25 protein-coding genes are annotated in these 26,156 nt (G+C 71.6%); 11 read left to right on the forward strand and 14 right to left on the reverse strand.

Going from position 1 to position 26,156, the window contains the following annotated elements; genetic code table 11:
* Window positions 1-8 precede the first annotated feature (8 nt).
* Window positions 9-848, reverse strand: coding sequence for a Nif3-like dinuclear metal center hexameric protein (locus GQF42_RS14500; protein WP_158920041.1), 840 nt, complete (start codon window positions 846-848; stop codon window positions 9-11).
* A gap of 187 nt (window positions 849-1,035) precedes the next feature.
* Here GQF42_RS14500 and GQF42_RS14505 point away from each other — a divergent pair, with 187 nt between their 5' ends.
* Both GQF42_RS14505 and GQF42_RS44925 read left to right on the forward strand, forming a co-directional pair.
* Window positions 1,036-2,250, forward strand: coding sequence for a hypothetical protein (locus tag GQF42_RS14505; RefSeq protein ID WP_158920042.1), 1,215 nt, complete (start codon window positions 1,036-1,038; stop codon window positions 2,248-2,250).
* A gap of 96 nt (window positions 2,251-2,346) precedes the next feature.
* The gene (locus tag GQF42_RS44925; protein WP_199272682.1) at window positions 2,347-2,505 is read left to right on the forward strand and encodes a hypothetical protein; all 159 of its coding nucleotides are present in this window, start codon (window positions 2,347-2,349) and stop codon (window positions 2,503-2,505) included.
* Between the two features lie 83 nt (window positions 2,506-2,588).
* Here the strand turns inward: GQF42_RS44925 and GQF42_RS14510 are convergent, their stop codons facing one another.
* Genes GQF42_RS14510 through GQF42_RS14520 form a run of 3 tightly spaced genes read right to left on the reverse strand, consistent with a single transcriptional unit; the run spans window position 2,589 to window position 5,546 of the window.
* A complete protein-coding gene (locus GQF42_RS14510) occupies window positions 2,589-3,530 on the reverse strand; it encodes a 3-oxoacyl-ACP reductase (protein WP_158920043.1) in 942 nt (313 codons plus the stop codon).
* Window positions 3,531-3,541: 11 nt separating this feature from the next.
* Entirely contained in the window at window positions 3,542-4,618 is a 1,077-nt protein-coding gene (locus tag GQF42_RS14515; RefSeq protein WP_158920044.1) for a Zn-dependent alcohol dehydrogenase, read from the reverse strand.
* Between the two features lie 52 nt (window positions 4,619-4,670).
* Window positions 4,671-5,546 (reverse strand): MaoC/PaaZ C-terminal domain-containing protein, encoded by an 876-nt coding sequence (locus GQF42_RS14520; protein WP_158920045.1) that lies wholly within the window; start codon window positions 5,544-5,546, stop codon window positions 4,671-4,673.
* Between the two features lie 413 nt (window positions 5,547-5,959).
* On the opposite strand from GQF42_RS14520, the gene GQF42_RS14525 reads away from it, so the two are divergent.
* The gene (locus tag GQF42_RS14525) at window positions 5,960-7,237 is read left to right on the forward strand and encodes a sensor histidine kinase (protein ID WP_158920046.1); all 1,278 of its coding nucleotides are present in this window, start codon (window positions 5,960-5,962) and stop codon (window positions 7,235-7,237) included.
* Here GQF42_RS14525 and GQF42_RS14530 read toward each other — a convergent pair.
* Complete coding sequence (locus GQF42_RS14530) at window positions 7,215-8,783, reverse strand: alpha-L-arabinofuranosidase B (protein ID WP_158920047.1); 1,569 nt, start codon at window positions 8,781-8,783, stop codon at window positions 7,215-7,217. The genes GQF42_RS14525 and GQF42_RS14530 overlap by 23 nt on opposite strands.
* A 345-nt stretch (window positions 8,784-9,128) precedes the next feature.
* Between GQF42_RS14530 and GQF42_RS14535 the strand changes: the two genes are divergently transcribed.
* Entirely contained in the window at window positions 9,129-9,770 is a 642-nt protein-coding gene (locus tag GQF42_RS14535) for a response regulator (protein WP_407699493.1), read from the forward strand.
* A gap of 82 nt (window positions 9,771-9,852) precedes the next feature.
* Here the strand turns inward: GQF42_RS14535 and GQF42_RS14540 are convergent, their stop codons facing one another.
* The 3 genes from GQF42_RS14540 to GQF42_RS14550 all read right to left on the reverse strand — a co-directional run bounded on the left by GQF42_RS14540 (window position 9,853) and on the right by GQF42_RS14550 (window position 12,447).
* Window positions 9,853-10,596: a hypothetical protein gene (locus GQF42_RS14540; protein WP_233273349.1), complete on the reverse strand. Its 744-nt coding sequence runs from the start codon at window positions 10,594-10,596 to the stop codon at window positions 9,853-9,855.
* Between the two features lie 36 nt (window positions 10,597-10,632).
* Window positions 10,633-11,172: a SigE family RNA polymerase sigma factor gene (locus tag GQF42_RS14545; protein WP_158920049.1), complete on the reverse strand. Its 540-nt coding sequence runs from the start codon at window positions 11,170-11,172 to the stop codon at window positions 10,633-10,635.
* A gap of 87 nt (window positions 11,173-11,259) precedes the next feature.
* Window positions 11,260-12,447 carry a lipid-transfer protein gene (locus tag GQF42_RS14550; RefSeq protein ID WP_158920050.1) on the reverse strand — a complete coding sequence of 396 codons (1,188 nt, stop codon included), beginning with the start codon at window positions 12,445-12,447 and terminating at the stop codon, window positions 11,260-11,262.
* 195 nt (window positions 12,448-12,642) lie between these two features.
* Here GQF42_RS14550 and GQF42_RS14555 point away from each other — a divergent pair, with 195 nt between their 5' ends.
* The 5 genes from GQF42_RS14555 to GQF42_RS14575 all read left to right on the forward strand — a co-directional run bounded on the left by GQF42_RS14555 (window position 12,643) and on the right by GQF42_RS14575 (window position 18,208).
* Window positions 12,643-14,397 (forward strand): MFS transporter, encoded by a 1,755-nt coding sequence (locus tag GQF42_RS14555; protein WP_158920051.1) that lies wholly within the window; start codon window positions 12,643-12,645, stop codon window positions 14,395-14,397.
* Between the two features lie 153 nt (window positions 14,398-14,550).
* Window positions 14,551-15,204 carry a class I SAM-dependent methyltransferase gene (locus GQF42_RS14560; protein ID WP_199272683.1) on the forward strand — a complete coding sequence of 218 codons (654 nt, stop codon included), beginning with the start codon at window positions 14,551-14,553 and terminating at the stop codon, window positions 15,202-15,204.
* A gap of 22 nt (window positions 15,205-15,226) precedes the next feature.
* Complete coding sequence (locus tag GQF42_RS14565) at window positions 15,227-16,168, forward strand: N-acetylmuramoyl-L-alanine amidase (protein WP_199272684.1); 942 nt, start codon at window positions 15,227-15,229, stop codon at window positions 16,166-16,168.
* 85 nt (window positions 16,169-16,253) lie between these two features.
* Complete coding sequence (locus tag GQF42_RS14570) at window positions 16,254-17,090, forward strand: DUF5336 domain-containing protein (RefSeq protein WP_158920053.1); 837 nt, start codon at window positions 16,254-16,256, stop codon at window positions 17,088-17,090.
* Window positions 17,091-17,197: 107 nt separating this feature from the next.
* Entirely contained in the window at window positions 17,198-18,208 is a 1,011-nt protein-coding gene (locus GQF42_RS14575) for an LLM class F420-dependent oxidoreductase (RefSeq protein ID WP_158920054.1), read from the forward strand.
* 4 nt (window positions 18,209-18,212) lie between these two features.
* On the opposite strand, the gene GQF42_RS14580 is transcribed toward GQF42_RS14575, so the two are convergent.
* The 4 genes from GQF42_RS14580 to GQF42_RS14595 all read right to left on the reverse strand — a co-directional run bounded on the left by GQF42_RS14580 (window position 18,213) and on the right by GQF42_RS14595 (window position 22,087).
* Window positions 18,213-18,785 (reverse strand): hypothetical protein, encoded by a 573-nt coding sequence (locus GQF42_RS14580; RefSeq protein WP_158920055.1) that lies wholly within the window; start codon window positions 18,783-18,785, stop codon window positions 18,213-18,215.
* 88 nt (window positions 18,786-18,873) lie between these two features.
* Entirely contained in the window at window positions 18,874-19,947 is a 1,074-nt protein-coding gene (locus GQF42_RS14585) for a glucosidase family protein (protein WP_158920056.1), read from the reverse strand.
* Window positions 19,944-20,702 carry a class I SAM-dependent methyltransferase gene (locus GQF42_RS14590; RefSeq protein WP_158920057.1) on the reverse strand — a complete coding sequence of 253 codons (759 nt, stop codon included), beginning with the start codon at window positions 20,700-20,702 and terminating at the stop codon, window positions 19,944-19,946. Before GQF42_RS14590 ends, GQF42_RS14585 begins: the two co-directional genes overlap by 4 nt.
* Window positions 20,696-22,087 (reverse strand): glycosyltransferase family 4 protein, encoded by a 1,392-nt coding sequence (locus tag GQF42_RS14595; RefSeq protein ID WP_158920058.1) that lies wholly within the window; start codon window positions 22,085-22,087, stop codon window positions 20,696-20,698. Before GQF42_RS14595 ends, GQF42_RS14590 begins: the two co-directional genes overlap by 7 nt.
* A gap of 220 nt (window positions 22,088-22,307) precedes the next feature.
* Between GQF42_RS14595 and GQF42_RS14600 the strand changes: the two genes are divergently transcribed.
* Window positions 22,308-22,976: a TetR family transcriptional regulator gene (locus GQF42_RS14600; RefSeq protein ID WP_158920059.1), complete on the forward strand. Its 669-nt coding sequence runs from the start codon at window positions 22,308-22,310 to the stop codon at window positions 22,974-22,976.
* Window positions 22,977-23,336: 360 nt separating this feature from the next.
* On the opposite strand, the gene GQF42_RS14605 is transcribed toward GQF42_RS14600, so the two are convergent.
* Both GQF42_RS14605 and GQF42_RS14610 read right to left on the reverse strand, forming a co-directional pair.
* Window positions 23,337-23,570 (reverse strand): ferredoxin, encoded by a 234-nt coding sequence (locus GQF42_RS14605; protein ID WP_158920060.1) that lies wholly within the window; start codon window positions 23,568-23,570, stop codon window positions 23,337-23,339.
* A gap of 3 nt (window positions 23,571-23,573) precedes the next feature.
* Window positions 23,574-25,025, reverse strand: a complete 1,452-nt coding sequence (locus tag GQF42_RS14610; protein ID WP_158920061.1) for an aldehyde dehydrogenase — start codon at window positions 25,023-25,025, stop codon at window positions 23,574-23,576.
* 98 nt (window positions 25,026-25,123) lie between these two features.
* On the opposite strand from GQF42_RS14610, the gene GQF42_RS14615 reads away from it, so the two are divergent.
* The gene (locus tag GQF42_RS14615; RefSeq protein WP_158920062.1) at window positions 25,124-26,143 is read left to right on the forward strand and encodes an MBL fold metallo-hydrolase; all 1,020 of its coding nucleotides are present in this window, start codon (window positions 25,124-25,126) and stop codon (window positions 26,141-26,143) included.
* Window positions 26,144-26,156: the final 13 nt, after the last annotated feature.

Genomic DNA, 26,156 nt, shown 5'->3' on the forward strand with positions numbered 1-26,156 from the left:
GGCTCCTGTTAGCTACTGGAAGGGGTGGACGCCGCGTGGGCGGTCCAGGGGTCGGTGACCGTCTTGGAGACGTGGACGCGCAGGTCCCAGCCGTGGCGGTCGGAGATCTCGTCGAGCTGGCTCGCGGCCAGCTCGCACCAGGGCCACTCGGTGGCCCAGTGCGCCGCGTCGAGCAGCGCGAGAGGGCTGTGCGCGACGGCCTCGCTGGCCGGGTGGTGGCGCAGGTCGGCGGTGAGGAAGGCGTCGACGCCCGCGGCGCGGACCTGGTCGAAGAGGCTGTCGCCGGAACCGCCGCTGACGGCGACCGTACGGACGACGGCCTCGAGGTCGCCGGCGACGCGGATGCCCTGCGCGGTGGCGGGCAGCCGCTCGGCGGCCCGGGCGGCCAGCTCGCGCACGGTCAGCGGGTGGTCCAGCTCGCAGATCCGGCCGAGACCCCGGCGGCCCGTCGGGTCGGTGGGGTCCGGGACCAGGGGGCGGACGACCCTCAGGTCGAGCGCGCCCGCCAGCGCGTCCGAGACGCCCGGGTCCGCCGTGTCGGCGTTGGTGTGGGCGACGTGCAGGGCGATGTCGTTCTTGATCAGCGTGTGCACGACGCGGCCCTTGAAGTGGGTCGCCGCCACTGTCGTCGTCCCGCGCAGGTAGAGCGGGTGGTGGGTGACCAGCAGGTCGGCGCCGAGCTTCACCGCCTCCTCGACGATCTCCCGCACGGGATCGACGGCGAACAGGACGCGGGTGACCTCCTGGTCGGGGTCGCCCGCCACCGTGCCGACCGCGTCCCAGGACTCGGCCCGCTCGGCGGGCCACAGGCTCTCCAGCGCGGCGATGACTTCAGACAGACGGGGCACGGGAAAAGGCTACCTGGCTGTTCGGCGGGGCCGTACCGCATCCGCATGGTCTTGTCCCGCTCAGCACAAACGTCCCGGTTTCCTCAGGTGAATCGCTTCTGCGCCACCCGTATGTGTGAAGTGGACATCGGTCGGTCCCACGTCTGTGCGTGCGAAAACTAATTTCGTCGCCGGAGGTGACCGAACGATGACGGCCTGTGCGATCGAGCCCCCGTCCACGAACGGTGCGGACGGGAAGGCGGGGACGGTCTGCGCCCTCACGGCGGACGGGGCGTACGCCGCCCGGCTCGCGCTGGACGGCGACTGCTGGTTCCCGGAGCGCTGGACCCTCGACGGTCCGGAGCCGTACGCGGTGCCGCTGCCCGGCAACCAGCCGGAGGAGCCCGGTACCGAGGTGCAGCCCCTGGCCGACGGCCGGGTACTGATCCACCGGCTGATCGAGCGTCGGCACGCCTTTTCGCTGCTGTATCCGACCGGGCCCGGCACCGGTGAGCTGCCGCTGGGAGCGGTGGAGTGCCCCGAGCCCGGCAGCCGGCTCACCCTGCTGCCGCCCGCGCCGGGAGGTACGCAGGCGTACGCCCTCGCCGTCGGCCCGCGCTCCAGCACCGTCTGGCTGGTGGCGGGGGGCGCCTTCGGCCCGGAGCGGCTCGCCGAGGTGCCGGGGCAGTGCGCGGGCGGGGTGTGGCTGGACCGCGCCGGGCGGATGCTGGCGCTGGACCGGGAGCAGGGCGGGCCGGTCAAGACGGTCGTGGTGGACCTGGCGCGCGCCGAGGTCTCGCCCCTGCTCCAGATCACGGCCGAGAGCGACGACCGGCTGCTGCTCGCGGACCCCGACAGCGGGCTGCTGCTCATCTCCTCCGACGCGCCCTCTCCCGGGCAGGAACGATTGGGCTGGGGGGTGCTCGGCAGCACCCTGCCGGTGCGCTTCCCGGAGAGCCTGCGGGTGCCCGACTGCCCGGTGACTCCGTTCGCGATCCAGCCGGGGCAGATGCTGATGCCGGAGAGCTGCGCGGTGGCGCTGCGCGTCGACGGGCCGTTCGGCAGCTGGGTGGGCATCTGGCGGCCGGACGGGCGGCGGGTGAGCCACCTTCCGGCGCCCGGGGGGTGGCTGGCCGGCGCCGGGCGGTGGACGCGGGACGGGGTGCTGCGGCTGCCCTACGCCACGCAGGAGACTCCGTGCGGCGTGGCGGAGCTGACGGCACCCAGGGGGGAGACGGCTGCGGCAAGCGGCATCGCCGCAGCGCGGGGGGACGCGGGTCCGGGGGATCCGGTCCGGGACGGCACGGCCGCCGGGGCGCCCGAGGCGTCACGGCAGCCGACGGAACCGGATCCTCCGGAACCTGTGGTGGCACGTCCTGTGCCGTTGCAGCAAGCACCGCTGGGTCGTCTTGTAACGAACTAGTGCCGGTTGGCGTGTGCGCCTGGATTCGGCCTGTGGTGTGCCGGTTACACTCGCCGGGCTGTACGAAAGATCATGTTGACGGGGTGAATTCTTCCGATGAGCGACACCAGCACCACCGAGCAGCTGTCTGCCGGCTCTCAGGAGGCGGCCGGTCACGGCCGGCACCGGGGCCCGGTCGCGGCCCAGGACAGTGAGTCGGCTGCCCACGGGCGGCACCGCAAGCCGGCCACGGAGACCACCGAGGCAGCTGCCTGACGGTCGTAGCGAAGAGGGGGTGCCCGACCGGGCACCCCCTCTTTTTTCGCCTTCTTCCTGCTCTTTCCGCCTTCTTCGCCGCCTCAGCCCCGCTTGAGACCCAGCACCTCCGCCGCCGCGAAGGTCTCCCCCGGCGGCCGGTCCGCGTAGTGCGGGGTGAGCAGCGCGTCGAGTTCGTCGTAGCTGAACGTCTCCTGCTTGCTGTCGAACTTCGCCTGCACCCGCGGCCGTTCGACGACGGCGACCATGCCGCCGTGGACGACGAGGAGCTGGCCGGTGATCCGGGCGGCGGCCGGTGCGGCCAAGTAGCCGACGAGCGGGGCGACATGCTCGGGCGCCAGTGGGTCCAGGCCCTCGTCCGGAGCGGCGAAGCCCGCGAAGACGTCCTCGGTCATCCGGGTTCGGGCGCGCGGGCAGATCGCGTTGGCCGTGACGCCGTACCGGGCGAGGGCGAGGGCGCTGGAGGTGGTCAGGCCGACGATTCCGCCTTTCGCTGCGGCGTAGTTGGGCTGGCCCGCGGAACCGGCGAGGAACGCCTCCGAGGAGGTGTTCACGATCCGCCCGTAGACCTTCTCTCCCCCGGCCGCCTTGGACCGCTCCCGCCAGTGCGCGGCGGCGAAGTGAGTGGTGTTGAAGTGGCCCTTGAGGTGGACCCGGATCACCGAGTCCCACTCGTCCTCGGTCATCGAGAAGACCATGCGGTCGCGCAGGATGCCCGCGTTGTTGACGAGGATGTCGAGCTTGCCGTACTCGGCGACCGCCAGCTCGACCAGCTCGCGGGCCTGTGCGAAGTCGGCGACGTCCCCGGTGTGGGCGACCGCCCGGCCGCCCTGTGCGCGGATCTCGGCGGCGACGTCCTGTGCGGGGCCCGCCGAGGCCTCGCCGGAGCCGTCGCGTCCGGCTCGGCCGTAGTCGTTGACGACGACGGCCGAGCCGAGCCGGGCGAGTTCGAGTGCCTCGGCCCGGCCCAGCCCGCGTCCGGCGCCGGTGACGATCGCCGCCATCCCCTCCAGTGGCAGTGACATACGCCGCGTCCTCAGATCTCGATGCACGTACGCAGGGCGGTCCCGGTACGCATCTGGTCCAGTGCCTCGTTGATCTCCGCCAGCGGCACCCGGTGGGTGATCAGGCCCGCCAGGTCGATGCGGCCGGCCCGCCACAGGGCGATCGCGCGCTCGTAGGAACGCAGCACGTCCCCGCCGCCGTACATGGACGGCAGGATGCGCTTCTCGTCGAAGAACAGCTCGAACATGTTCAGCTGGAGGAAGTCGTCCATGGCACCCGCGCCGACCACGACGAGGGTGCCGCCGCGCCGGGTGTTCTCGTAGGCGGTGCGGGCGGTGGCGGACCTGCCGACGACCTCGAAGACGTAGTCGAAGCCCTCGCCGCCGGTGACCTGCTGCTTGGCGTCGGCCAGTTCGTCGGGCGCGACAGCCCTCGTGGCGCCGAACCTCAGCGCGGACTCTCGGCGGGAGGCGACCGGGTCGACGGCGACGATCTCCGCGGCGCCCTTCAGGCGTGCGCCCTGGACCGCCGAGATGCCGACGCCTCCGCAGCCGATGACGGCGACGGACGAACCGGCCGCCACATCGGCGGTGTTGAGGGCGGCGCCCAGTCCGGTGGTCACCCCGCAGCCGATCAGGGCGGCCACGTCGAAGGGCACGTCCTCGGGAATGGGCACGGCACAGCCCGCGTCGACCACGACCTCCTCGGCGAAGGTGCCGGTGCCCGCGAAGCCGAAGACGTCACCGTTCGAGCGCTTGAAGTTCGGGGTGCCGGCGTTCATGAAACCGGCCAGGCACAGCTGGGTCTGGCCGCGCTTGCAGGCCGGACAGGCACCACAGGCGGGCAGCCAGCAGATCACGACCCGGTCGCCCGGCTTCACGTGCCCGACGTTCTCACCGACTTCGAGGATCTCTCCGGCGCCCTCGTGTCCCGGCACGAACGGCGCGGGCTGCGGCAGCACCCCGCTCATCGCGGACAGGTCGGAGTGGCACAGCCCGGTGGCACGCACCCGGACCCTGACCTTGCCGGGACCCAAGCCCACGGCCTCCATGTCGTCGTGGACCTCGAGCTTTTCCTGGCCGATCTCGTGCAGTACGGCTGCGCGCATGGTGCGGCTCTCCCCTCACAGGCCTCTCGGAGGTGCTGGTCGGACGTGCGTCTCAGGAGTGACGGACGACGGTGTCGGCGAGGACCGGCGCGTCCTCCCGCTCGACGGCGCTCACACCCACCCGGACGCTCCCCTCCCCCTGCCACATACGGATGCGCAGGGTCTCCCCGGGGAACACGACCCCGGCGAACCGGGTGGCGTAGGACCGCACCCGGCTCACGTCCCCGCCGAGCAGCGTGTCCACGACCGCCTTGAGCGTGATGCCGTAGGTGCACAGCCCGTGCAGGATCGGCCCGTCGAAGCCGGCGCGCTGGGCGAAGTCGGGGTCGGCGTGCAGCGGGTTCCAGTCACCGGACAGGCGGTAGAGGAGGGCCTGGTCCTCGCGGACCGGGCGCTCGACCGTCCTGTCGGGTTCGCCGACGGGCGCGGCGAGGCGGTCGGAGGGGCCGCGGTCGCCGCCCCAGCCGCCTTCCCCGCGTACGAAGATCCGGGCGTCGTTGGTCCACAGCGGGCCGTCGGCGTCGGTGACCTCGGTGCGCAGGACCAGGATGGCGGCCTTGCCCTTGTCGTAGACGGCGGCGAGCCGGTTGGTCGCGGTCGCAGTGCCCTCGACCGGGAGCGGGCGGTGGATGTCCAGCGTCTGCCCGCCGTGCAGGACCTTGGCGAGTTCGACCTCCACACCGGGCATGGACAGCCCGCTGATCACTCCGGGTGCGCCGGAGCCCGCGACGGTGGCGAAGCTCGGCAGGACGTGCAGCCGTGACTCCAGGGTGTAGCGCAGTTCGTCGGGGTCGGTGGCGGGGCTGTGCCTGTCGGGGTTGGCACCCGCCCCGATGCCGAGGTGATAGAGCTGGACGTCCTTGGTGGTCCAGGAGATCTCACCGGTACGGGGTTCGGCCGCGAGGGCCTTTGCTGCGTCGATGGGCATACGGCTCCTGACACTGGCGGTTCAAGACCCCGGCGCGGTCGTCCGCACCGTCGGCCGCACCGAGGTCGTCCACGGGCGGATCTAGAACGCGTTCCAATCCGGCGCCCTCTGTATAGCCGAGCGCTCCGCAGTTGTGAAGGCTCCTGACGAGGTGTCAGGAGCCGCGGTCGGTGACATTTGTACTGCCCGAGTCCGTACATACGCATCTGTCCGGGGCGACGCCGGATCCGTAGCGTTGCAGGCATGACACTCGCGCACCGGGTCGCCCCGGCCGGTCGCGGCCGTGATGGACGGGCGCGCCCTCGGTGCGGGTGCGATCATCGTGCTGACGGTGTGGCCGAGACTGTTCGGCTCGCACGCTGCGCTGTCGCACCGCCGTGGGGCGAAGACCATGTGATCGGGGGAACACGGATATGGCGTGGATACGGAAAGTCCGGTGCCAGGCGCGGGCCTGGCAGGCGGCGCGGACGGAGTGGAAGGCGGAGCACGAGCGTTTCAAGGCCGCGCAGCGGGCCGCCCGTGACCGGGGCGAGCACCCGGACGTCGACCATCCGGGCCCGCCGCCGACCGGCTTCGCGCTGCTGCCCTGGCTGCTGATGGGGATGGGGGCCTTCTCCAACCTGCTGCAGGGCCGGACCCCGAACCCCTGGATCGGCGGCCTGGGCCTGCTCGCCTTCAACTCCCTGTACATCTACGTCACGTTCCGGGCCTTCGAGCGGGAGAAGCGCGAGGCTGTCTCCACCCGGGTGGCGCTGCTGCTCATGGGCCTGCTGACCACGGGCCTGGCCCTCGGCTACGGCGGCAACTGGCTGATGTTCTTCCCGCTGCTGGGCCTCGCCGTGGGCGCCTCGCTGCGCGGGCCGTGGCTGGGCCGGACAGGTCTGCTGCTGACCGTGTACGCGGCAGCCGTCTCCGCCGTCCGCGGCGGCTGGGGCGATGCGACGAACATCGGCTATGCCACGTTCCTGTCCAGCATGGTGACCGCCGCCATCCTCGGCCTGTCCGAGGCGGTACGGGAGCTGCGGGCCGCGCGCGAGGAGCTGGCCCGGCGCGCGGTGGAGAAGGAACGGCTGCGGTTCTCGCGGGATCTGCACGACCTGCTCGGGCACACGCTGTCCGTGATCGTGGTGAAGTCGGAGGCGGCCCGGCGGCTGGCCCCGCGGAACATGGACGCGGCGCTGGGCCAGATCGCGGACATCGAGTCGGTGGGGCGGCAGGCGCTCACCGAGATCCGCGAGGCGGTGACCGGTTACCGGGAGGGCAGCCTCGCCACCGAACTGACCCGGGCCCGCTCGGCACTGTCCGCGGCGAGCCTGGAGCCGGTGGTACGGCAGTCCGGCCGCCCGCTCACCCCGCAGACCGAGGCGCTGCTCGGCTGGGTGGTGCGCGAGGCGGTCACCAACGTGGTCCGGCACAGTGACGCGAGCCGCTGCGAGATCACGGTCGAGAGCGGCGCCGAGCAGGCCCGGCTCACCGTCACCGACAACGGAACCGGCAAGCCGGCCGGCCGGCCCCAGCAGGGCATCGGCGGTACGGGGCTGAAGGGGCTGACCGAGCGCCTCGCGGCGGCGGGCGGCTCGCTCACGGCCGGCCCGTCGCCGCGCGGCGGCTTCACGGTCACCGCCGAACTCCCGGTGGAGTCGGCGCAGTTCGCGAAGGACCCGGTGACTACGGCGCCCAGGGCGAGCTGACCACCCAGCTGACGTCGTCGGTCCACGACGTACTGCTGTCGAAGTCGGCGGACCCGCCGTCGCTCGCTATGTAGAGGTTGTAGTCGTAGTGGCGCAGGTATCTCGTCGGGTAGTTGTACGACGCGAACGAGGTACCGGTGCCGCTCTTGCCGGTCTGCGGGCAGAAGGTGGCGTCGGCCCGGAACAGGGCGGTGCCGTCCATCGGCTGCCGGTAGAGCTTGTAGTCGAAGTGGCGCAGGTAGTCGCCGGGGTAGTTGCGCGACTCGAAGGAGACGCAGGAGCTGTCGGCAAGGCCCTGGCGGACGATCCAGGTGGCGTCGTTCTTGTCGAGGGACGAGCTGCTCGAGGTGATGGCGGACAGGACGCCCGCGTTGTTCTGGTGGCGCACGTAGTCGCCGGTGCAGCAGGAGGTGGTCGCGCGCAGCGAGATCTCCGAGCCCGCGCTCAGCGTGCCGGTGCTGCCGGTCGAGCCGCCGTAGCCGACGGAGACGATGTCGGCCTGGACGGCGTTGTCGGCGGCGTCGGTCGGGATGCCGGAGGTCATCACGCCCTCGAAGAAGGAGCCGATGGAGCCGTTGCTGTTGTCCCCACCGGTGCCGAGGACGATGGCGCCCTCCTGGTGCATCGGCGAGTAGCCCCCGGCGGTCGGCTCACCACCGGAATAGGTGGTCGTCAGTCCGCCGGATTGGGCATTCCCGTGTTTCAGCGCGAAATGGTCCTGCCCGTTGTTCTTGAGCAGCGCGGTCACGAACGGCAGCGCGCCCGTACCGGTGTTGGAGGAGTTCTTGCTGTATCCGGAGTCGGACTGGAACAGCCCGTTCTCCAGGTCGGCCTGCACCCAGGGGCCGGAGCCGTAGCAGGGCGAGAACCAGCACTCGGTGCCGAAGTTGATGGCGTCCATGTGCCCGTTGCCGGTGTCCTTGTTGTTGGTCTCGGCGTTGCCGTAGTCGAAGCAGCAGGAGCCGTTGACGTGGGTGCCGGAGGTCACCATGTACATCCCCTCGGCGGCGCCGTTGGTGGCGACGCCCGAGGTGGAGTCGTTCCGGTAGCCCATGCCGGCGGAGATCTCCAGGCCGTAGACCCGGTGGCCGCCGGCGGTCACCGGCAGCGCGTCCGCGGGCGCCCCCACATCGGCGGCGCCGGCCCCGCCCGCGCCCTCGATCGTCAGGTCGTTGTGACGGGAGGACTGGTCGTAGATCCTGGTGATGACGCAGGTCGTGCCGGAGCAGAAGGAGTCCTGGGCAGCCGCGTCGGCGTATCCGCCGGCCGCGAGCAGCCCGATGTCCTTCGTGGCACCGTCCGAGGCCCGCCGCACCTGGTACAGCGAGCCGTTGTACGAGGAGTACAGCGCCCGGACCAGGCTGTGCGCGGCGACGCAGGGGGTGCCCGCGGCGGCGTAGACGTCACAGGGCAGCGAACTCGCCGCGGCCGCCTGGGGCGCACCGGTGCCGAGCAGCAGCGCGGCGAGGGTGGCACAGACGGCGAGCACGGACAGGACGGCGCTTCTCGAGCGCCGGGGACGGACGTGGGGGGAACTCAGGAGCACGATGCACCTCGGGTTCGTCGTAGGGCAGTGCGGGTTCGTGTGGCGTCCAGCAGTGTCCGATATCCCGAACGTCGTTCGATCGAAATACCGAACCCATTCGACTGCTGAATTACCGGGGATTCCTTGAAATGCAGGGGCGATTGTTTTGGGCGGCACCCGAGACCGTCAACCCCCGCCGCACCGGAAAATGTGATTTCTTTAGGTGCCGACCGTCAGCGCCGTGCCCGACGACCGGAAGAAACCCGTCTCTTCAGGCATCAGCCGGACCATGTCCGTAAATCCCCCGGGCCAACCGGCGGTTGCTCGGTCCGGTGGCGCTCCGCTCGGCGGCCGTAGGCTGAGCCCATGAACGAGATGCCCCGGGGCAGCAGGCCTGCCAAGTGCATTCGGGTTCTGCTCGCCGAGGACCAGGGGATGATGCGCGGGGCCCTCGCGCTGCTGCTCGGCATGGAGGACGACATCGAGGTCGTCGCCCAGGTCTCCCGGGGTGACACGATCGTCGAGGCGGCACTGCTGCACCGGCCCGACGTGGCCCTGCTGGACATCGAACTGCCGGGCGCCAGCGGGCTGGACGCGGCGGCCGAGCTGCGCGAGCAGGCGCCCGACTGCCGGGTGCTCATCCTGACCACCTTCGGCCGGCCCGGCTATCTGCGCCGGGCCATGGAGGCCGGAGCGGCCGGGTTCCTTGTCAAGGACGGGCCCGTGGAGGAACTGGCCTCGGCGATCCGGCGTGTGCTCACCGGTGAGACCGTGGTCGATCCGGCGCTGGCCGCCGCCGCGCTCGGCGCCGGGCCGAATCCGCTGACGGCCCGCGAGTGCGAGGTACTGACGGCGTCGGCGGACGGGGCGACGGTCGCCGACGTCGCCGGCCGGCTGCACCTGTCCGAGTCCACCGTCCGTAACTATCTGTCCTCGGCGATCGGCAAGACGGGCACCCGGAACCGGGCGGAGGCGGTACGGGAGGCCCGGCAGCAGGGGTGGCTGTGAGCCATGTGGATCAGGTGACCTCGATGACGTCCATGGCTTCCCTGACGTCAATGGCTTCCATGGCTTCCGTGATCTCCGTGGGCTACTGGACCACCTCCGCCGTCGCATAGGCCGTCCCCTTGGGGGCCTCGCACACGAACCAGTCGACCGGGGAACCGGCCGCCGGTCTCGGCCGGACCAGGCTCATGGTGCCGTCCTGCCAGCCGCACTTGACCTGCCGGACGGACCTGGCGACCGTGCCCACCACCAGGCTCGCGGGACCGTCGGACCGCGCCGGGTCCACGGAGAACGCCGCCGACAGCAGATCCGTGCCGGACAGGGGATCCCACTCGGCGGCCGTGTTGAACATGACCGCTCTGGGGTTGTCGTCGCCGGAGTACAGGCTTGCGTAGTGCGAGGACTTGCCGACCACGTCCCCGCGGTCGGGCAGCGCGCGGGAGTCGATGCCGTACCTCCTCATCGCGGCCAGCTGTCCGGCCGCCTCCGTGTCGTCGCGCGGCGCGTCCCAGACCGAGACGACGACGCGCCAGCTCCTGCCGTGGTGGTCCGTGCCGTGGGCCAGCTCCGTGGTCTGCGGGTCGTACACATGCCGGGGACGGGTGGCCACCACCGAGGCCCTGTCCCCGTCCTGGCCGCCCGGCAGCCCGGTGACCGCGAGCGTCGCCCCCGTCGACCCCGCCAGTACCAGGGCGGTGGCCGCGGCCACCGCCCAGCGGCGGGCTCTGCGGCGCCGGCCGCCGCGGATGACCGCCTGGACCGGGGCTATGCCGATCTCCACCTCGTCCGCGGCATCCGCGAGAAGGAGGGCGATGTCCGTCTGTGTCATCTCGGCCGTTCCGTGGTTGTCCCGATCCGCACTCATCTATTTCCGCCCCCCGTACATCACCGTCTCCGCCAGTCCCGGTATGGCCCGCAGTTTCGCGATCCCCTTGGCCGCGTTGCTCTTCACCGTGCCGACCGAGCAGCCCATCGCCTCCGCCGCCTGGGTCTCCGTCAGGTCCTCCCAGTAGCGCAGGACCACCGCCTCCCGCTGCCGCACGGGCAGTTGGGCGAGTGCCTTGAGCAGGGCGCTGCGGTCGTCGGCCTGCGCGATCCGGTCCCCCGTGTCGGGCACCTCGTGCACCAGTCCGGAGTCGTCCTTGGGAGCCAGGAACTCCTTGAGCCTTCTTCGGTGTTTGCGGGCATGCGCGTTGATCATCACCCGCCGCACATAGGCCTCCGGATCGTCCGCCGCACCGACCCGGCGCCAGGACACATAGACCTGCTCGAGCGTCGACTGGACCAGGTCCTCGGCGGCATGCTGCTCCCCCGTAAGGAGAAATGCCGTACGCATCAGCCGCGGCCAGCGGCCGACCATGAAGCTCTGGAACTCCTCGTTCCGAACCTTCTTCCCGTCCCCCATGGGCACCTCCTAGACATCAAAAAGAGTCCACGAGCCGCCCGGACCGTTGCCCGTCCCCGGGAAGAGATTCTTTCCGCGCCCCGGCCGCTACGCCCCGCGCAGCAGCGTCACCACGGCCGCACCGCCCAGCCCGATGTTGTGCGCGAGCCCCACCCGCGCCCCGGGCACCTGCCGCTCCCCCGCCTCGCCACGCAGCTGCCAGACCAGTTCGGCGGCCTGCGCGAGGCCGGTCGCGCCGAGCGGATGCCCCTTGGAGATCAGCCCGCCGGACGGGTTCACCACCCACCGGCCGCCGTAGGTCGTCGCGCCGGACTCGACCAGCTTCCCGGACTCCCCCGGTGTGCACATGCCGAGCGCCTCGTACGTCAGCAGCTCGTTGACCGAGAAGCAGTCGTGCAGCTCGACCACGTCGACGTCCTCGATGCCGAGCCCGGAGCGCTCGTACGCCTGCCGGGCCGCCGCGCGGGACATGGGCTGCCCGACGACGTCGATGCAGGAGCCGGAGGCGAAGGACTCCTCCGTGTCCGTGGCCATGGCCTGCCCGGCGATCTCGACGAGCCCGGTGAGCCCGCGCTCCCCGGCGAACCGCTCGGAGACCACCACGGCCGCCGCCGCGCCGTCCGAGGTGGGCGAGCACTGGAGCTTGGTCAGCGGCCGGTGCACCATCCGGGCGGACAGGATGTCGGACACCTCGTACACGTCCCGGAACTGGGCGTAGGGATTGTGCGCGGAGTGCCGGTGGTTCTTGGCGGCGACGGCGGCGAGCTGGGCCTCGGTGGTGCCGTGGCGCTCCATGTGCTCGCGGGCCGCGGCGCCGAAGATCTGAGCGGTCGGCGGGGCCTGCTCGAAGCCGTGGCGAGCGGCCATGATGCCGTAGTGCCGGGCCACCGGGGACGTCGAGAAGTCACCCCCGTCGGCTCCCCCGCCCAGCGCGCCCTTCTTCATCCTCTCGAAGCCCAGCGCCAGGACACAGTCGGCCGCACCGCCCTCGACGAGCTGCCGGGCCAGCATCAGGGCGGTCGAGCCGGTCGCGCAGTTGTTGTTGACGTTGTAGACGGGGATGCCGGTGAGCCCCAGCTCGTACACGGCCCGCTGGCCGGCGGTGGAGGGCTGGAAGCAGTAGCCGATGGGAACCTGTTCCACATCGGTGTAGGCGATCCCGGCGTCCACGAGGGCCGCCTCGCCCGCTTCCCGCACCATGTCCCAGTACTGCCATGAACGGGTCTCGGGCTTCTCGAACCTGGTCATCCCGACCCCGGCGACAAAGGCCTTCATGGCGCGTCAGATTAGAACGTGTTCCATCAACACACCAGCCCCCGGCGGCGCGTATGCCGATTTCCTGACGCCGAGCCAGAAACCCATGAACCGGTCAAGGATTCACCAGGTTTGATTAGAAGCCCGAAGCAACGGAATAGTTGCCTGTGCATACGAGGTTTACCGAGCACTTATGTCCACGGGAGGCCTCACTCAATGACCCACACGACGACCGACCAGCCGGCGCGGCAGGCAGGCGGGGCCGTGGTCCCGGTGCTCGCCTTCGCGGGCATCGTGGTCGCGGTGATGCAGACCCTGCTCGTGCCGGTCATCAAGGACCTGCCGCAGCTGCTGAGCACCGCCCCCAGCAACGCCACCTGGGTACTGACCTCGACCCTGCTGTCAGGCGCCGTCGCCACCCCGATCATGGGCCGCCTCGGTGACCTGTACGGCAAGCGGCGGATGCTGATCCTCAGCCTCGCCGTCATGGTGGTGGGCGCCCTGGTCAGCGCACTCACCAGCCAGCTGCTCACCATGATCGTCGGCCGTACCCTGCAGGGCTTCGCCATGGGCGCGATCCCGCTGGGCATCGGCCTCATGCGCGACATGCTCCCCCGCGAGAAGCTCGGCTCGGCCATGGCCCTGATGAGTTCCTCCATAGGCGTGGGCGGCGGCCTCGCCCTGCCCGCCGCCGCCCTGGTCGCGCAGCACACCAACTGGCACGCCCTGTTCTACGGCGCCGCCGGTCTCGGCGCGCTCGCCATCGTCCTCACCCTGCTCGCCGTGCCCGAGTCCCCGATGCGCGCCGCGGGCTCCTTCGACGTCCTGGGCGCGATCGGCCTGTCCGCCGGCCTGGTGCTGCTCCTGCTGCCGATCACCAAGGGCAGCGACTGGGGCTGGTCCTCCGGCACCACGCTCGGCCTGTTCGCCGCGTCCGTCGTCGTCCTCCTCCTGTGGGGCCTGTTCGAGCTGCGGATCCAGGCACCCCTGGTCGACCTGCGCACCACCGCACGCCCCGCCGTGCTCTTCACCAACCTCGCGTCGATCATGGTCGGCGTCGCGTTCTACGTCGTCTCGCTGGTCCTGCCCCAGCTGCTCCAGCTGCCGAAGGCCACCGGCTACGGCCTCGGCCAGTCCATGGTCGTCGCGGGTCTGTGCGTGGCTCCGCTGGGCCTGACGATGATGTTCACCGCCCCGGTCTACGCCCGCCTGTCCGCCCGCTTCGGCCCCAAGGTCACCCTGATCACCGGCCTGCTGATCATCGCGATCGGCTACGGCGGCGGCCTCGGCCTGATGCACGCGGCGTGGCAGACCATCGTCACGTCCGTGATCCTCGGCGCCGGCATCGGCCTCGCCTACTCCTCGCTGCCCGCGCTGATCGTCGGCGCGGTCCCCGCCTCGGAGACCGGCGCGGCCAACGGTCTGAACACGCTGATGCGTTCCATCGGCACGTCGGTGTCGAGCGCCGTCATCGGCATGGTGCTGGCCAACACCGCGAACAAGGCGGGCGGTGTCGCCATCCCGACCATGCACGGCTTCCGGGTCTCGTTCCTGATCGCCACGGCGGCCGTCGCGGTGGGTCTGCTGCTCGCGCTGTTCCTGCCCAAGGCCGCACGCCCGGCTCAGCAGCAGCCGCAGCACACGCAGTTGCGGGCCAGCAGCGAGGAGGACGCCGTCCTGGAGCAGGCCGAGGAGGTGCTGCGCGGCTTCCGCGGCCGGGTCCTGGACGCCACCGGCGTTCCGGTCGCCCGGGCCAAGGTCACGCTGATCGACCGGCGGGGGCGGCAGGCGGGCGCGACCGTCTCCGGCGAGGACGGCGCGTACGCGCTGGCCGTGCCGGCCGAGGGGGCCTATGTGCTGGCCGCGATGGCCTCCGGCCATGGGCCGCTCGCCTCTTCCGCCACGCATTCCGGTGAGGAGCGGGCTGTCGATCTGGATCTCTCGTTGCCCGGAGAGGTCGTGAGCGCCTGAGGCCTCGGGGGGCCGTTGGGTTTGCGGCCTCCCGTCGTCGTGGTTTCCCGCGCGGTTCCCCGCGCCTCTTCTTCACGCACCCCCTGTCACATCGGTGGCCGGGGGTGCGGCAGCATGGGCGGCCGGAAGCGTCGTACGAACCGGAAGGCCCCCATGTCCGCCACCACCCCCAAGCCCGAGATCCTGGCCGCGTTCGAGGCTGCCAAGGGGTTCATGCCCGTGGACGAGGGGCTGGCGTTGTACGCGGCCGCGGTGGAGGCCGGGCGGCTGGGACTGCCGTTGCTGGAGGTCGGGACGTACTGCGGGCGGTCCACCGTGCTGCTCGCCGACGCGGCCCGTGCCGCCGGGGTCAGCGCGGTGACCGTCGACCACCACCGCGGCAGCGAGGAGCAGCAGCCCGGCTGGGAGTACCACGACCCCGAGACCGTGGACCCCGTAACCGGGCTGATGGACACGCTGCCGACGTTCCGCCGCACGCTGTTCGGGGCGGGACTCGAGGAGCACGTGATCGCGCTCGTCGGGCGCTCCCCGCAGATCGCCGCGCTCTGGAACTCCCCGCTCGGCCTCGTCTTCGTCGACGGCGGTCACACCGACGAGCACGCCGGCGCCGACTACGAGGGCTGGGCACCGCAGGTGGCCGAGGGCGGTCTGCTGGTGATCCACGACGTCTTCCCCCATCCGGAGGACGAGTTCACCGGGCAGGCGCCGTACCGTGTGTACCTGCGCGCCCTTGCGTCCGGGGCGTTCGAGGAGGTCTCCGTCACCGGTTCGCTCCGTGTCCTGCGGCGAACGCGCGCGGGGATCTGAGACCCCGGTTAGAGTCGCAGACGTGTCGTACACAGGACCGGAACTCCAGCCTCCGCAGCCGCGTCGGCCCCGGCGCGGCCCCCTGACCATGGCGATCGCCGCGCTGGTGCCCGGCGCGCTGCTCGGCTGGGTGGTGTACGAGGCGGTGGGCGGTGGAGGCGGCGCGGAGCACCCGGCCGCCGCACCGGCCTCCCGCACGTCCGCCGCGTCCTCCGGCGCCTCGGGCAACTCCGCCTCGCCCACCGGCTCCGCCGCCGCCGACGCCAAGGGGCAGAGCGCCGCCGGACCGCTCGCGGGCAAGGTCGTGGTCATCGACCCGGGCCACAACCCGGGCAACTTCCGGCACACGACCGAGATCAACCGCCAGGTCGACATCGGGACGAACAAGAAGGAGTGCGACACCACCGGTACGTCCACCAACGACGGTTACACCGAGGCCCGGTTCACCCTCGACGTCGCCCACCGGCTGCGCACCCTCCTGGAGAAGCAGGGCGCCACCGTGAAGATGACGCGCGACGGGAACAGCCCGGCCTGGGGACCGTGCGTGGACGAGCGGGCCCGGTTCGGGAACAACGCCCGTGCCGACGCGGCGATCTCCATCCACGCCGACGGCTCCGCGGAGGGCGACCGCGGATTCCATGTGATCCTGCCGGGGTCCGTGCACGCCGGTGCCGCCGACACCCGGAAGATCATCAAACCCTCCACCGACCTGGGCACCCGTATCGCGGACAAGTTCCAGCGCGACACCGGTGAGCCGCCGTCCAACTACGTCGGCAAAGGCACCGGCCTCGTCACACGCACGGACCTGGGTGGTCTCAATCTGTCAACAGTTCCCAAGGTGTTCATCGAGTGCGGCAACATGCGCGATAGCAAGGACGCGGCACTGCTGACCAGCGGAGCCTGGCGGCAGAAGGCCGCGCAAGGGATGTCTGACGGAATCGTGAGTTTCCTGCGCGAGTCGTGACCGGCGGGCGGATACGGCCGGACGGCCGGATCTTGTGGACGGTAGTGTCTACCGACGACGAGAGACGACCTACGAAGGACCTGAAGTGAATATCCGCTCCCTCACTAGAGGCGACGGCGTGGTGATCGGAGCAGCGGTGGTGCTGTTCATCGCGTCGTTCCTCGGCCTCTACTCGATCGACCAGGTCGACAGCTCGGAGATCCCCAACGCCTGGAGCAGCGGCCCGGTGTTGCTGGGTGTCATCCTGGCGGGCATCATCGGGGCCGCGCTGATCGTCGTCGCTCGCGGGCTGCCGCAGGCGCCCAAGGTCGTCGGTCTCGACCTCGGTCAGTTCGGTGTGGCGTTCACCGTCTTCGCCGCATGGAGCGCGCTCGGGAACATCTTCGACCCGGCGGGCGGCGTCGACAACATCGGCCACAGCTCGAGCGACGGCTTCAGCGCCGGCACCGGTCTGATCCTCGCCCTGATCGCCACGCTGGTCATGGCCGCCGCGGCCATCGCGACCCCGCTGGTCCCGGCCCTGCAGGCCGCGCTGCTCCCGGCGCCCAAGCCGGCCGCCCCGCAGCCCTACGGCGCGCAGCCGCCCAGCGGTTACGGCTACCCGGGCGCCCCGGCCCCGCAGCAGCCGTACGGCGCCCAGCCGCAGCCGGGGCAGCCGTTCGGGCAGCAGCAGCCGCCGGCCGCGCAGGGTGCCGCTCCGGCGGCACCGCAGCCGACCGCCGCGGACTTCTCCCCGTTCTGGTTCGCCGTGCCGGTGACCCGTCCGCTGTTCGGCGAGGACGGCTCGTCGGCCCCGATCGCCGAACTGGCGCCGGGCACCTGGTACCTGGCCGTCGAGCAGCGCGGCGCCGCGCTGGTCGCCCAGACCCAGGACGGCCGCCGCGGTGTCCTGCAGGACACCTCCGGCATCCAGCGCGGCTGAGCCCGCACACCACGGCAACGGCCCCCTTGCCCTTCCGGGCGGGGGGCCGTTGCCGTACCCTCGCCTCCCGACAGTGATCTGACGTATCGTCAGAAAGCAGGTGGGGTATGCGACTCGGGCTCGCACTCGGGTACTGGGGACGCGGTCCGGACGCCGGTCATGTGCCGCTGGCCGTCGCGGCGGAGCGGCTCGGCTACGACTCGGTGTGGACGGCGGAGTCCTGGGGCTCGGACGCCTTCACCCCGCTCACCTGGATCGCGGCGCGCACGTCGACGATCCGGCTGGGTACGGGCGTTGCCCAGATGGCCGCCCGCACACCGGCCGCCACCGCGATGCACGCGCTCACCCTGGACCATCTCTCCGGCGGCCGGATGCTGCTCGGGCTGGGCCTGTCCGGACCGCAGGTGGTGGAGGGCTGGTACGGCCGCCCGTTCCCCGACTCACCGCTGACCGCGACCCGCGAGTACGTGGACGTCGTACGGCAGGTGCTGCGCAGGCAGGGGCCCGTCGAGGTGGACGGGCGCTTCCATCCGCTGCCCTACCGGGGGCCGGACGGCACCGGGCTCGGCCGGCCGCTCAAGTCCGTCACGCATCCGCTGCGGCCCGATCTGCCCGTGCTGCTCGGCGCCGAGGGTCCGCGCAACGTGGCGCAGACGATCCGGATCGCCGACGGCTGGCTCCCGCTGTACTGGGCGCCGAGCCGGCCCGAGGTGTACGGGGAGGCGGTGCGGGCGCTGCCCGAGGGGTTCATGGTCGCTCCGCTGGCCCAGGTGCGGGTGTGCGACGACGTGGCCGAGGGGCTGCTGCCGGTCAAGGCCATGCTCGGCTTCTACATCGGCGGGATGGGGCACGCGGCCCGCAACTTCCACGCCGACCTGATGGCCCGCATGGGCTACGCGGAGCAGGCCCGGCGCATCCAGGAGCTGTTCCTCGCGGGGCGGCGCGAAGAGGCCGTGCTGGCGGTGCCGGACGCCTTCGCCGACGAGATCTCCCTGGTCGGACCGCGTGAGCGTATCGCCGAGCGGCTCCAGGCGTGGCGCACGGGCCCGGTGACGGACCTGCTGGCCGTGTCACCGGACCCGCACACCCTCAGAGTGCTGGCGGAGCTGAACTCCTAGCCGTTCAGCTGCCCTTGGCGAGCTGGGCGGCGGAGGGAACCTGGTTCTGGACCGGGGCACCGGCACCGGCGCCCGCGCCCTTGACCTTGTTGATGGTGTCGTTGAAGGAACCGGCGGCGCTGTCGTCGCCCTTCTTGAGCTTGGCCGGCAGGTTCTTCAGCGCGTCGATGCCCGAGCTGAGCGGTGCGAGCGCCTTGGCCAGCGCCGGGTCGCCCTGGGCGTTGCGCTCGGCGGCCTTGAGGCGGTTGTAGGTGAAGGCACCGGCCAGCGCGGCCTTGGCCAGGGCCGACTTACGGCCGTGGGCGCCCTTCTTGAACTTGCCGGCCTTCCAGGGCTTGACGATCCACTGGTAGGTCGCGCCGGCCGCGAGACCGGCGTTGGCCACGAACCGGGTCTTGGCGAACTTCTGGCGTTCCGCGGACGTGGTCGGGCTGGGCTTGGCGGCGGCGGGGACAGCCTGCACCGCTGCGGTGTCCTTCGTACTGGTCTTCTCGCCGGTGCCGCAGGCCGTGGTCCCGGCCAGCAGGGCGGTACTGAGCGTGAGTGCCACGAAGAGGCGGCGTATCGGTACGGGCACGGGGTCCTCCGGACGTTCTCCCCGAGTTGTCTGGCTTCCCCTGGCAGGGTCACCCGGTTGGCTCCGGTGCGCCACTCGGGGTACTCCGTCAGGGGCCGCAGCAGTCCGGATCCAGGCCCGTCGGCAGGTACTCGCCCCCGAACACCGCGCACGTCGCCTCGTGGCCCCCCAGGGCCGCCACCGCGAGCAGCAGGGAGCCCGCCGTCCACGTGGTCAGCTCGCGCGGCCAGATCGCGTCGTCCTCGAAGACGTAGCCGGTCCAGTACAGGCCGCTGTCCGGATCGCGCAGGTGCTGGATGGACTGGAGCACCTCCAGCGCGCGGTCCGACTCGCCCACCGCCCACAGGGCGAGGGCGAGTTCACTGGACTCACCGCCGGTCACCCAGGGGTTGGGGTCCACACAGCGCACGCCGACTCCCGGCACGACGAACCGGTCCCAGGACCCGTCGATGCGGGACCTGGCCTCCTCGCCGGTCAGGGCACCGCCGAGGACGGGGTAGTACCAGTCCATCGAGTAACGGTCCTTGTCGAGGAAGCGTTCCGGGTGACGGCGGATCGCGTGGCGCAGCGCACCGGCCGCCAACTCCCAGTCCGGCTGGGCCTCTTCACGCTGTTCGGCGATGGCGAGGGCACAGCGCAGCGCATGGTGGACGGAGGAGCTGCCGGTCAGCAGGGCGTCCACGACGGGCGTACCGTCGTCGTCGCGCCGCCAGCCGATCTGGCCGCCGGGCCGCTGCAGGGCGAGCACCCACTCCACGGCCGCGTAGACGGTCGGCCACATACGGTCCAGGAACGTGTCGTCGCCGGTGGACAGGTAGTGGTGCCAGACGCCTACGGCTATGTAGGCGACGAAATTGGACTCGCGACCGCGGTCGGTGACGTCGTCGTACGCGCCGTCGGCGTAGGCGGCGTACCAGGAGCCGTCCTCGTTCTGGTGCCGGGCCAGCCAGGTGTAGGCCTGCTCGGCGGCCGTGTGCTCGCCCGCCGCGTCCAGGGCCATCGCGGCCTCGGTGTGGTCCCAGGGGTCCAGGTGGTGCCCGCGGAACCACGGGATGGCGCCGTCCTCCCGCTGCACGTCGAGGATGCCGCGGACGGTCGCGGCGGCCTGCTCGGCGGTGAGGACCCCGGGCAGGACGAGGTGTTCTGTCCGGGGAGTGGTCACTTGGCGGCCACCTCGGCGTTCGCCCCGGCCTCGGTCCGGGGCAGGTGCGGCTTGGTCGCGTAGAGGACGAAGCTCTTGCCGATGACCGGGTTCAGCGCCTGCTCGGCGATCCGGGTGGCGAACGGCTTCTTCATGATGTCCCAGACCAGCAGCTTGTGGTACGCACGCACCGGCAGCGCCTTGTCGTTGTCGACGCCGAACGCGCACTTGAGCCACCAGTACGGCGCGTGCAGGCCGTGCGCGTGATGGCTGCCGTACGGCTTGAGGCCGGCCTCGCGGACCTTCGCCGTCAGTTCGTCGGCCTTGTAGATGCGGATGTGGCCGCCCTCGACCTCGTGGTAGGCGTCGGACAGTGCCCAGCAGACCTTCTCGGGGCCGTAGCGGGGCACGGTGACGGCGATCCGGCCGCCCGGCCTGAGCACCCGCACCATCTCCGCCAGCACCCCCTTGTCGTCGGGGATGTGCTCCATCACCTCGGAGATGATGACGACGTCGAAGGACTCGTCAGGGAAGGGCAGGGCCAGCGCGTCGCCCTCCATGGCGGTGGCGGTGGCACCGGCCGGTGCCTCCCCGGCCTCCTTCATCGCCGCGAACCACTTGGCGACCTCGCGGATCTCCTCGCCGTTCTGGTCCAGGGCCACGACCTGGGCGCCGCGCCGGTAGCACTCGAAGGCGTGCCGGCCGGCCCCGCAGCCGAGGTCCAGGACACGGTCGCCGGGGGCGAGCGGGAACCGGGAGAAGTCGACGGTCAGCACGTGGCCCTGCTTTCGGTGTAGACGCCTGTTGCGGCCGGGACGCGGCCCTCGGTCTGCTCGGTGTGCGGCTCGGAGCGTGGGCCGCCCCTGCGGGCGATGGCCTCGCGGTAGTGGGCGACCGTGCCTTCGGCGGCCCGGGCCCAGGTGAAGCGCGCGAGCACCCGCTCCCGGCCGGCCCGGCCGAGCCGGGCGCGCAGGTCCGGGTCGCCGAGCAGCCGTACCAGCCCGGCGGCCAGCGCGCCCGCGTCCCCCGGGGCAACGGCCAGACAGGTCTGCCCGTCGCGGCCGGCGACCTCGGGGATGGCGCCGCCGGTCGTGGCGAGAAGCGGGGTGCCGGTGGCCATGGCCTCGGCGGCCGGCAGCGAGAAGCCCTCGTACAGCGAGGGCACACAGGCGACCTCGGCGGAGCGGATCAGGTCGACGAGTTCGGCGTCGGAGATGCCCTTGACGAACTCGACTGCACCGGAGAGGCCGTAGCGCTCGATCGCCGCCGCGACCGGGCCCTCCTCGGGGCGCTTGCCGACGACGACGAGGTGCGCGGCCGGGTGCTCGGTGCGCACCTTGGCCAGCGCCTCCACCAGGAACACCAGGCCCTTGAGCGGAACGTCGGCGCTGGAGGTGGTGACGATCCGGCCCGGCACCTCGGGGATCGCCGGATTCGGCGAGAAGAGGTCGGTGTCGGCGCCGATGTGGACCACGTGCACACGGTCGTCGCGGACGCCGAGGTGGTCCACGATCTCCTGCCGGGAGGTGCCGGAGACGGTGAGGACCGAGGGCAGCCGGCGGGCGACGCGCTTCTGCATCCGGGTGAAGGCGTACCAGCGCCGGACCGAGTACCGCCGCCGCCAGCCCTCGGCCGCGTCCAGCTCCAACTGCCGGTCGACGGTGATGGGATGGTGGATGGTGGTCACCAGGGGCGCACCGACGTCGCCCAACAGCCCGTACCCGAGCGTCTGGTTGTCGTGGACGACGTCGAACTGACCGCGTCGGCCGAGCAGATGGCGGCGGGCGCGCAGGGAGAAGGTCAGCGGCTCGGGAAACCCCCCGGTCCACATGGTCGCGACTTCCAGGCCGTCGATCCAGTCCCGGTACTCGTCGCGCCCGGGGGTGCGGAAGGGGTCGGGCTGGCGGTACAGGTCGAGGCTGGGCAGCTCGGTGAGGGTGAGCTGGGGGTAGCCCTCGTCGAGCACGGGGTAGGGCTGGGAGCCGATGACCTCGACGCGGTGCCCGAGCCGGGCCAGCTCGCGCGAGAGGTGGCGTACGTAGACGCCCTGGCCGCCGCAGAACGGGTTCCCTTTATAGGTGAGGAGCGCGATGTCGAGCGGTCGCCCGCCGTCGGCAGCGGAGTCCGTCCGGACGCCCGCTTCCCGGGCCTCAGCGGTCACTCTGTGCCCCCTTCTGCCTGCGCTGTCCCGCGAGACTACGACGGGACGCTAATCTAGAACAAGTTTCAGACTTGATCGTTCAAGAGGCTCTGAATCTACCGGCAGGTAGGAGCACTGTGAGCAGTGGATCAGGTGATTCACGCCACGGCGGACGACCCTGCCATGCTGTCTGATCACGTGCCCTACAGACGCCCTCACCGACTGTCACGGAACGGGACCCATGCCTGCGGAATCCAAGGTGGAAGTCAGCACGGTCCGGCCGTCGTCGCCTCCCTCGTCTCCGCTCACCGAGCGGCAGGAGGCCCGCCGCCGCAGGATCCTGCACGCGAGCGCCCAGCTGGCCAGCCGGGGCGGCTTCGACGCGGTACAGATGCGCGAGGTGGCCGAGTCCTCCCAGGTGGCCCTCGGCACCCTCTACCGCTACTTCCCCTCCAAGGTCCACCTGCTGGTCGCCACCATGCAGGACCAGCTGGAGCACATGCACGGCACCCTGCGCAAGAAGCCCCCGGCGGGCGACACGGCGGCCGAGCGGGTGGCGGAGACCCTGATGCGTGCCTTCCGCGCCCTGCAGCGCGAGCCGCACCTGGCCGACGCGATGGTCCGCGCGCTGACCTTCGCCGACCGCAGCGTCTCCCCCGAAGTGGACCAGGTCTCCCGTCAGACCACCGTGATCATCCTGGACGCGATGGGTCTGGAGCATCCCACTCCCGAGCAGCTCTCGGCGGTCCGCGTCATCGAGCACACCTGGCACTCGGCCCTCATCACCTGGCTCTCGGGCCGCGCCTCCATCGCCCAGGTGAAGATCGACATCGAGACGGTGTGCCGGCTGATCGACCTGACGGAGCCCGGGGAGGGCGAGCGGCCCCGCCGCGGTGCGCCGCGGGCCTAGGGGACGTCGTTCGGACCATCCCGGCGTCGCGGGCCCTGGCACGCGCACCTGACCCCGCCCGGGTCGGCCGGCAGGCGCTGTTCCTCACGGCCGGCCTGATCCGAACGACACCCCCTGGCCGAGCCGAACGGTCCCGCACCTCGGCGCAGTTCGCCGCCGAGCCGGCCGGGCTTCACGAAGGTCCGGCGGGGACCGGAGGGGACGGTGCGCGCCGCGGCACCGGTGCCGTGCCCGGCCTCGTCATGAGCGGAGCGGCCGACCGCCGCGGTCGCTGCGTGGCCCTCGCCGGGCAGGGCGCCCGGCCCGGCGGCCACGCCCGGGACATCGAGGTCGATGTGACGCTGCCGCCGGGCCCGCCCGTTACTCCTCCGGCGGAAACACCGCCTCCCCGCTCCCCGCCAACGTGATCAGGATCGCCTCCACCGGGCAGCTCTCGGCCGCCTGCAGGACCGGTTCGGTCGCGTCCGTGTCCGGGGACAGCGGGTGGGACTGGCGGGCGGAGTCGAGGCGGAAGGCGTCGGGGGCGTGGTGGAGGCACTGGGCCGAGCCGATGCACACCGACCGGTCGACCTCGATGTGCCAGCGGTCGCCCATGCCTCACGCCCCCGCCGGCAGGTGGATCATCTTGTGCTCGAGGTATGCGCCATAACCCTCGGGGCCGAACTCCCGGCCGAGGCCCGAGTTCTTGTAACCGCCGAACGGGCCGAGCATGTCCAGGCTGAAGGTGTTGACCGAGTAGGTGCCGGTGCGGACCTGGCGGGCGATCTCGATGCCGTGATCCACGTCGGCGGTCCACACGCTGCCGGACAGTCCGTAGTCGGAGTCGTTGGCCATCTTCACGGCCTCGGCCTCGTCGCCGTACGGGAGCAGGCAGATCACCGGGCCGAAGATCTCCTCGCGGGCGATCCGCATGGAGTTGTGGACGTCGCCGAAGAGGGTCGGCTCGACGTACCAACCGCGCTCCAGACCTGCCGGCCGGCCGCCGCCGGTGAGGATCTTGGCGCCCTCCTCCTGGCCGATCCGGATGTAGTCGAGGCTGCGCTGCTGCTGGCGGCGGGCGACCAGCGGGCCGACCTGGGTCGCCGGGTCCAGCGGATCGCCGACCTTCAGCGCGCTCGCCGCTGCCGCAAAGGCGTCGGCGTACTCGTCGTAACGGGCGCGCGGGACGAGGATGCGTGTCTGGGCCACGCACGCCTGCCCGTTGTTCATCCAGGCGGCCGGGACGATCCCGGACACCGCCGTCTGCACCTCCGCGTCCGGCAGGACGACCGCCGCCGACTTGCCGCCCAACTCCAGGGTCACACGCGTGAGATGGCGGGCCGCCACCTCCATCACCCGCTTGCCGGCCGCGACCGACCCGGTGAAGGAGATCTTGTCGATGCCGGGGTGCGCGACCAGGTACTCGCTGACCTCCCGGTCGGCGGGCAGGACGGACAGGACGCCCTCGGGCAGCCCCGCGTCGCGCGCGATCTCCGCCAGCACGTACGCGTCCAGCGGGGACTCCGGGGACGGCTTCAGTACGACCGTGCAGCCGGCCAGCAGCGCGGGCGCGAGCTTGGCGGCGGCCACGAACTGCGGCACGTTCCACGGGACCACGGCCGCGACGACACCGACCGGCTCGCGCCGGACGAGGATCGGACCGAGCACCCCGGCGCGGCGCTCCTCGTGGGTGAAGTCCTTCGCAACCTTGATCGCCGCGTCCCACACCATCATCGCGCCGAGCGCCTGGGCGAGGACGCTCCAGGAGTACGGGGAGCCGTTCTCGGCGGAGATCACCCGGGCGATCTCCTCGTGCCGGGCGGCGATACCGTCCTTGATCCGGGTGACGACCCCGACCCGCTCCTCGAGCGTCGCCCGCGGCCACGGCCCCTCGTCGAAGGCGCGGCGTGCGACGGCCACGGCCCGGTCGACGTCCTCCCGGGAGGCGTGCGGCACCCGGCCGATGACCTCCTCGGTGTGCGGCGAGATCACCTCGATGACGTCCTTGCCGAAGGGATCGGTCAACTCCCCGCCGATGAACAGCTGTCCGTGTTCCACGAGCTCCGTCATGCCCGCCACCTTTCTGACGCTGTTTCAGAACTGATATCAGTTCTAGTTATAGTGGGCAATGGCCGTGCGGCAGCGCGGCCGACGGGGCGGAGGGTCTGATGACGACGACGTTCGATCACGGCGGGGACGTACGGTCCGTGGCGGTCCCCATCCCGGACAACCCCCTCGGCCACACGCTGGTGTACGTGGTCGGGACCGATCGCGGCCCGGTGCTGGTCGACACCGGCTGGGACGATCCCGCGTCCTGGGACACGCTCACGGCGGGACTGGCCGCGTGCGGTACGGCGGTGACGGAGGTGTACGGCGTCGTCGTCACGCACCACCACCCCGACCACCACGGCCTGTCGGCGCGGGTGCGCGAGGCCTCGGGGGCCTGGGTGGCGATGCACGCGGCCGACACCGCGGTCGTCAGGCGCACCCGGGAGGCCCGGCCGGAGCACTGGTTCACCTATATGAGCGCCAAGCTCGCGGCGGCCGGCGCCCCGGAGGAACATCTGGCGCCGCTGCGCACCCCCCGCACCCTGCCCGGTCTCGCCCCCGCCCTCCCGGACCGGGAGATCGTCCCCGGTGAACTCATCGACCTGCCCGGCCGCAGGCTGCGCGCGATCTGGACCCCGGGCCACACGCCGGGCCACGTCTGCCTGCACCTGGAGGAGCGGCATCCGGCCCAACTGCCGGGAAACGGGCGTCTGTTCAGCGGGGATCATCTGCTGCCCCGGATCACCCCGCACATCGGCCTCTACGAGGATCCCGACGACGCCACCGTCACCGACCCCCTCGGCGACTACCTCGACTCCCTGGAGCGGATCGGCCGGCTCGCCCCGGCCGAGGTCCTCCCCGCCCATCAGCACGCCTTCACCGACGCGTCCGGCCGGGTACGCCAGTTGCTCGACCACCACGAGGACCGGCTCCGCGGCCTGCTGGCCCTCCTCGCCGAGCCGCTCACCGCCTGGCAGGTCGCCGAGCGCATGGAGTGGAACCGTCCGTGGGACCACATCCCGCTGGGGTCACGGAACATCGCCGTCTCGGAGGCCGAGGCCCATCTGCGGCGGCTGGTCAAGCAGGGGCGGGCGGAGGCGGTGGCGGGCAGCGACCCGGTGGCGTACGTGGCGGTGTGAGCCGGTAGTTCGC

The sequence above is a fragment of the Streptomyces broussonetiae genome, from assembly GCF_009796285.1.
Classification (GTDB): Bacteria; Actinomycetota; Actinomycetes; order Streptomycetales; family Streptomycetaceae; genus Streptomyces; species Streptomyces broussonetiae.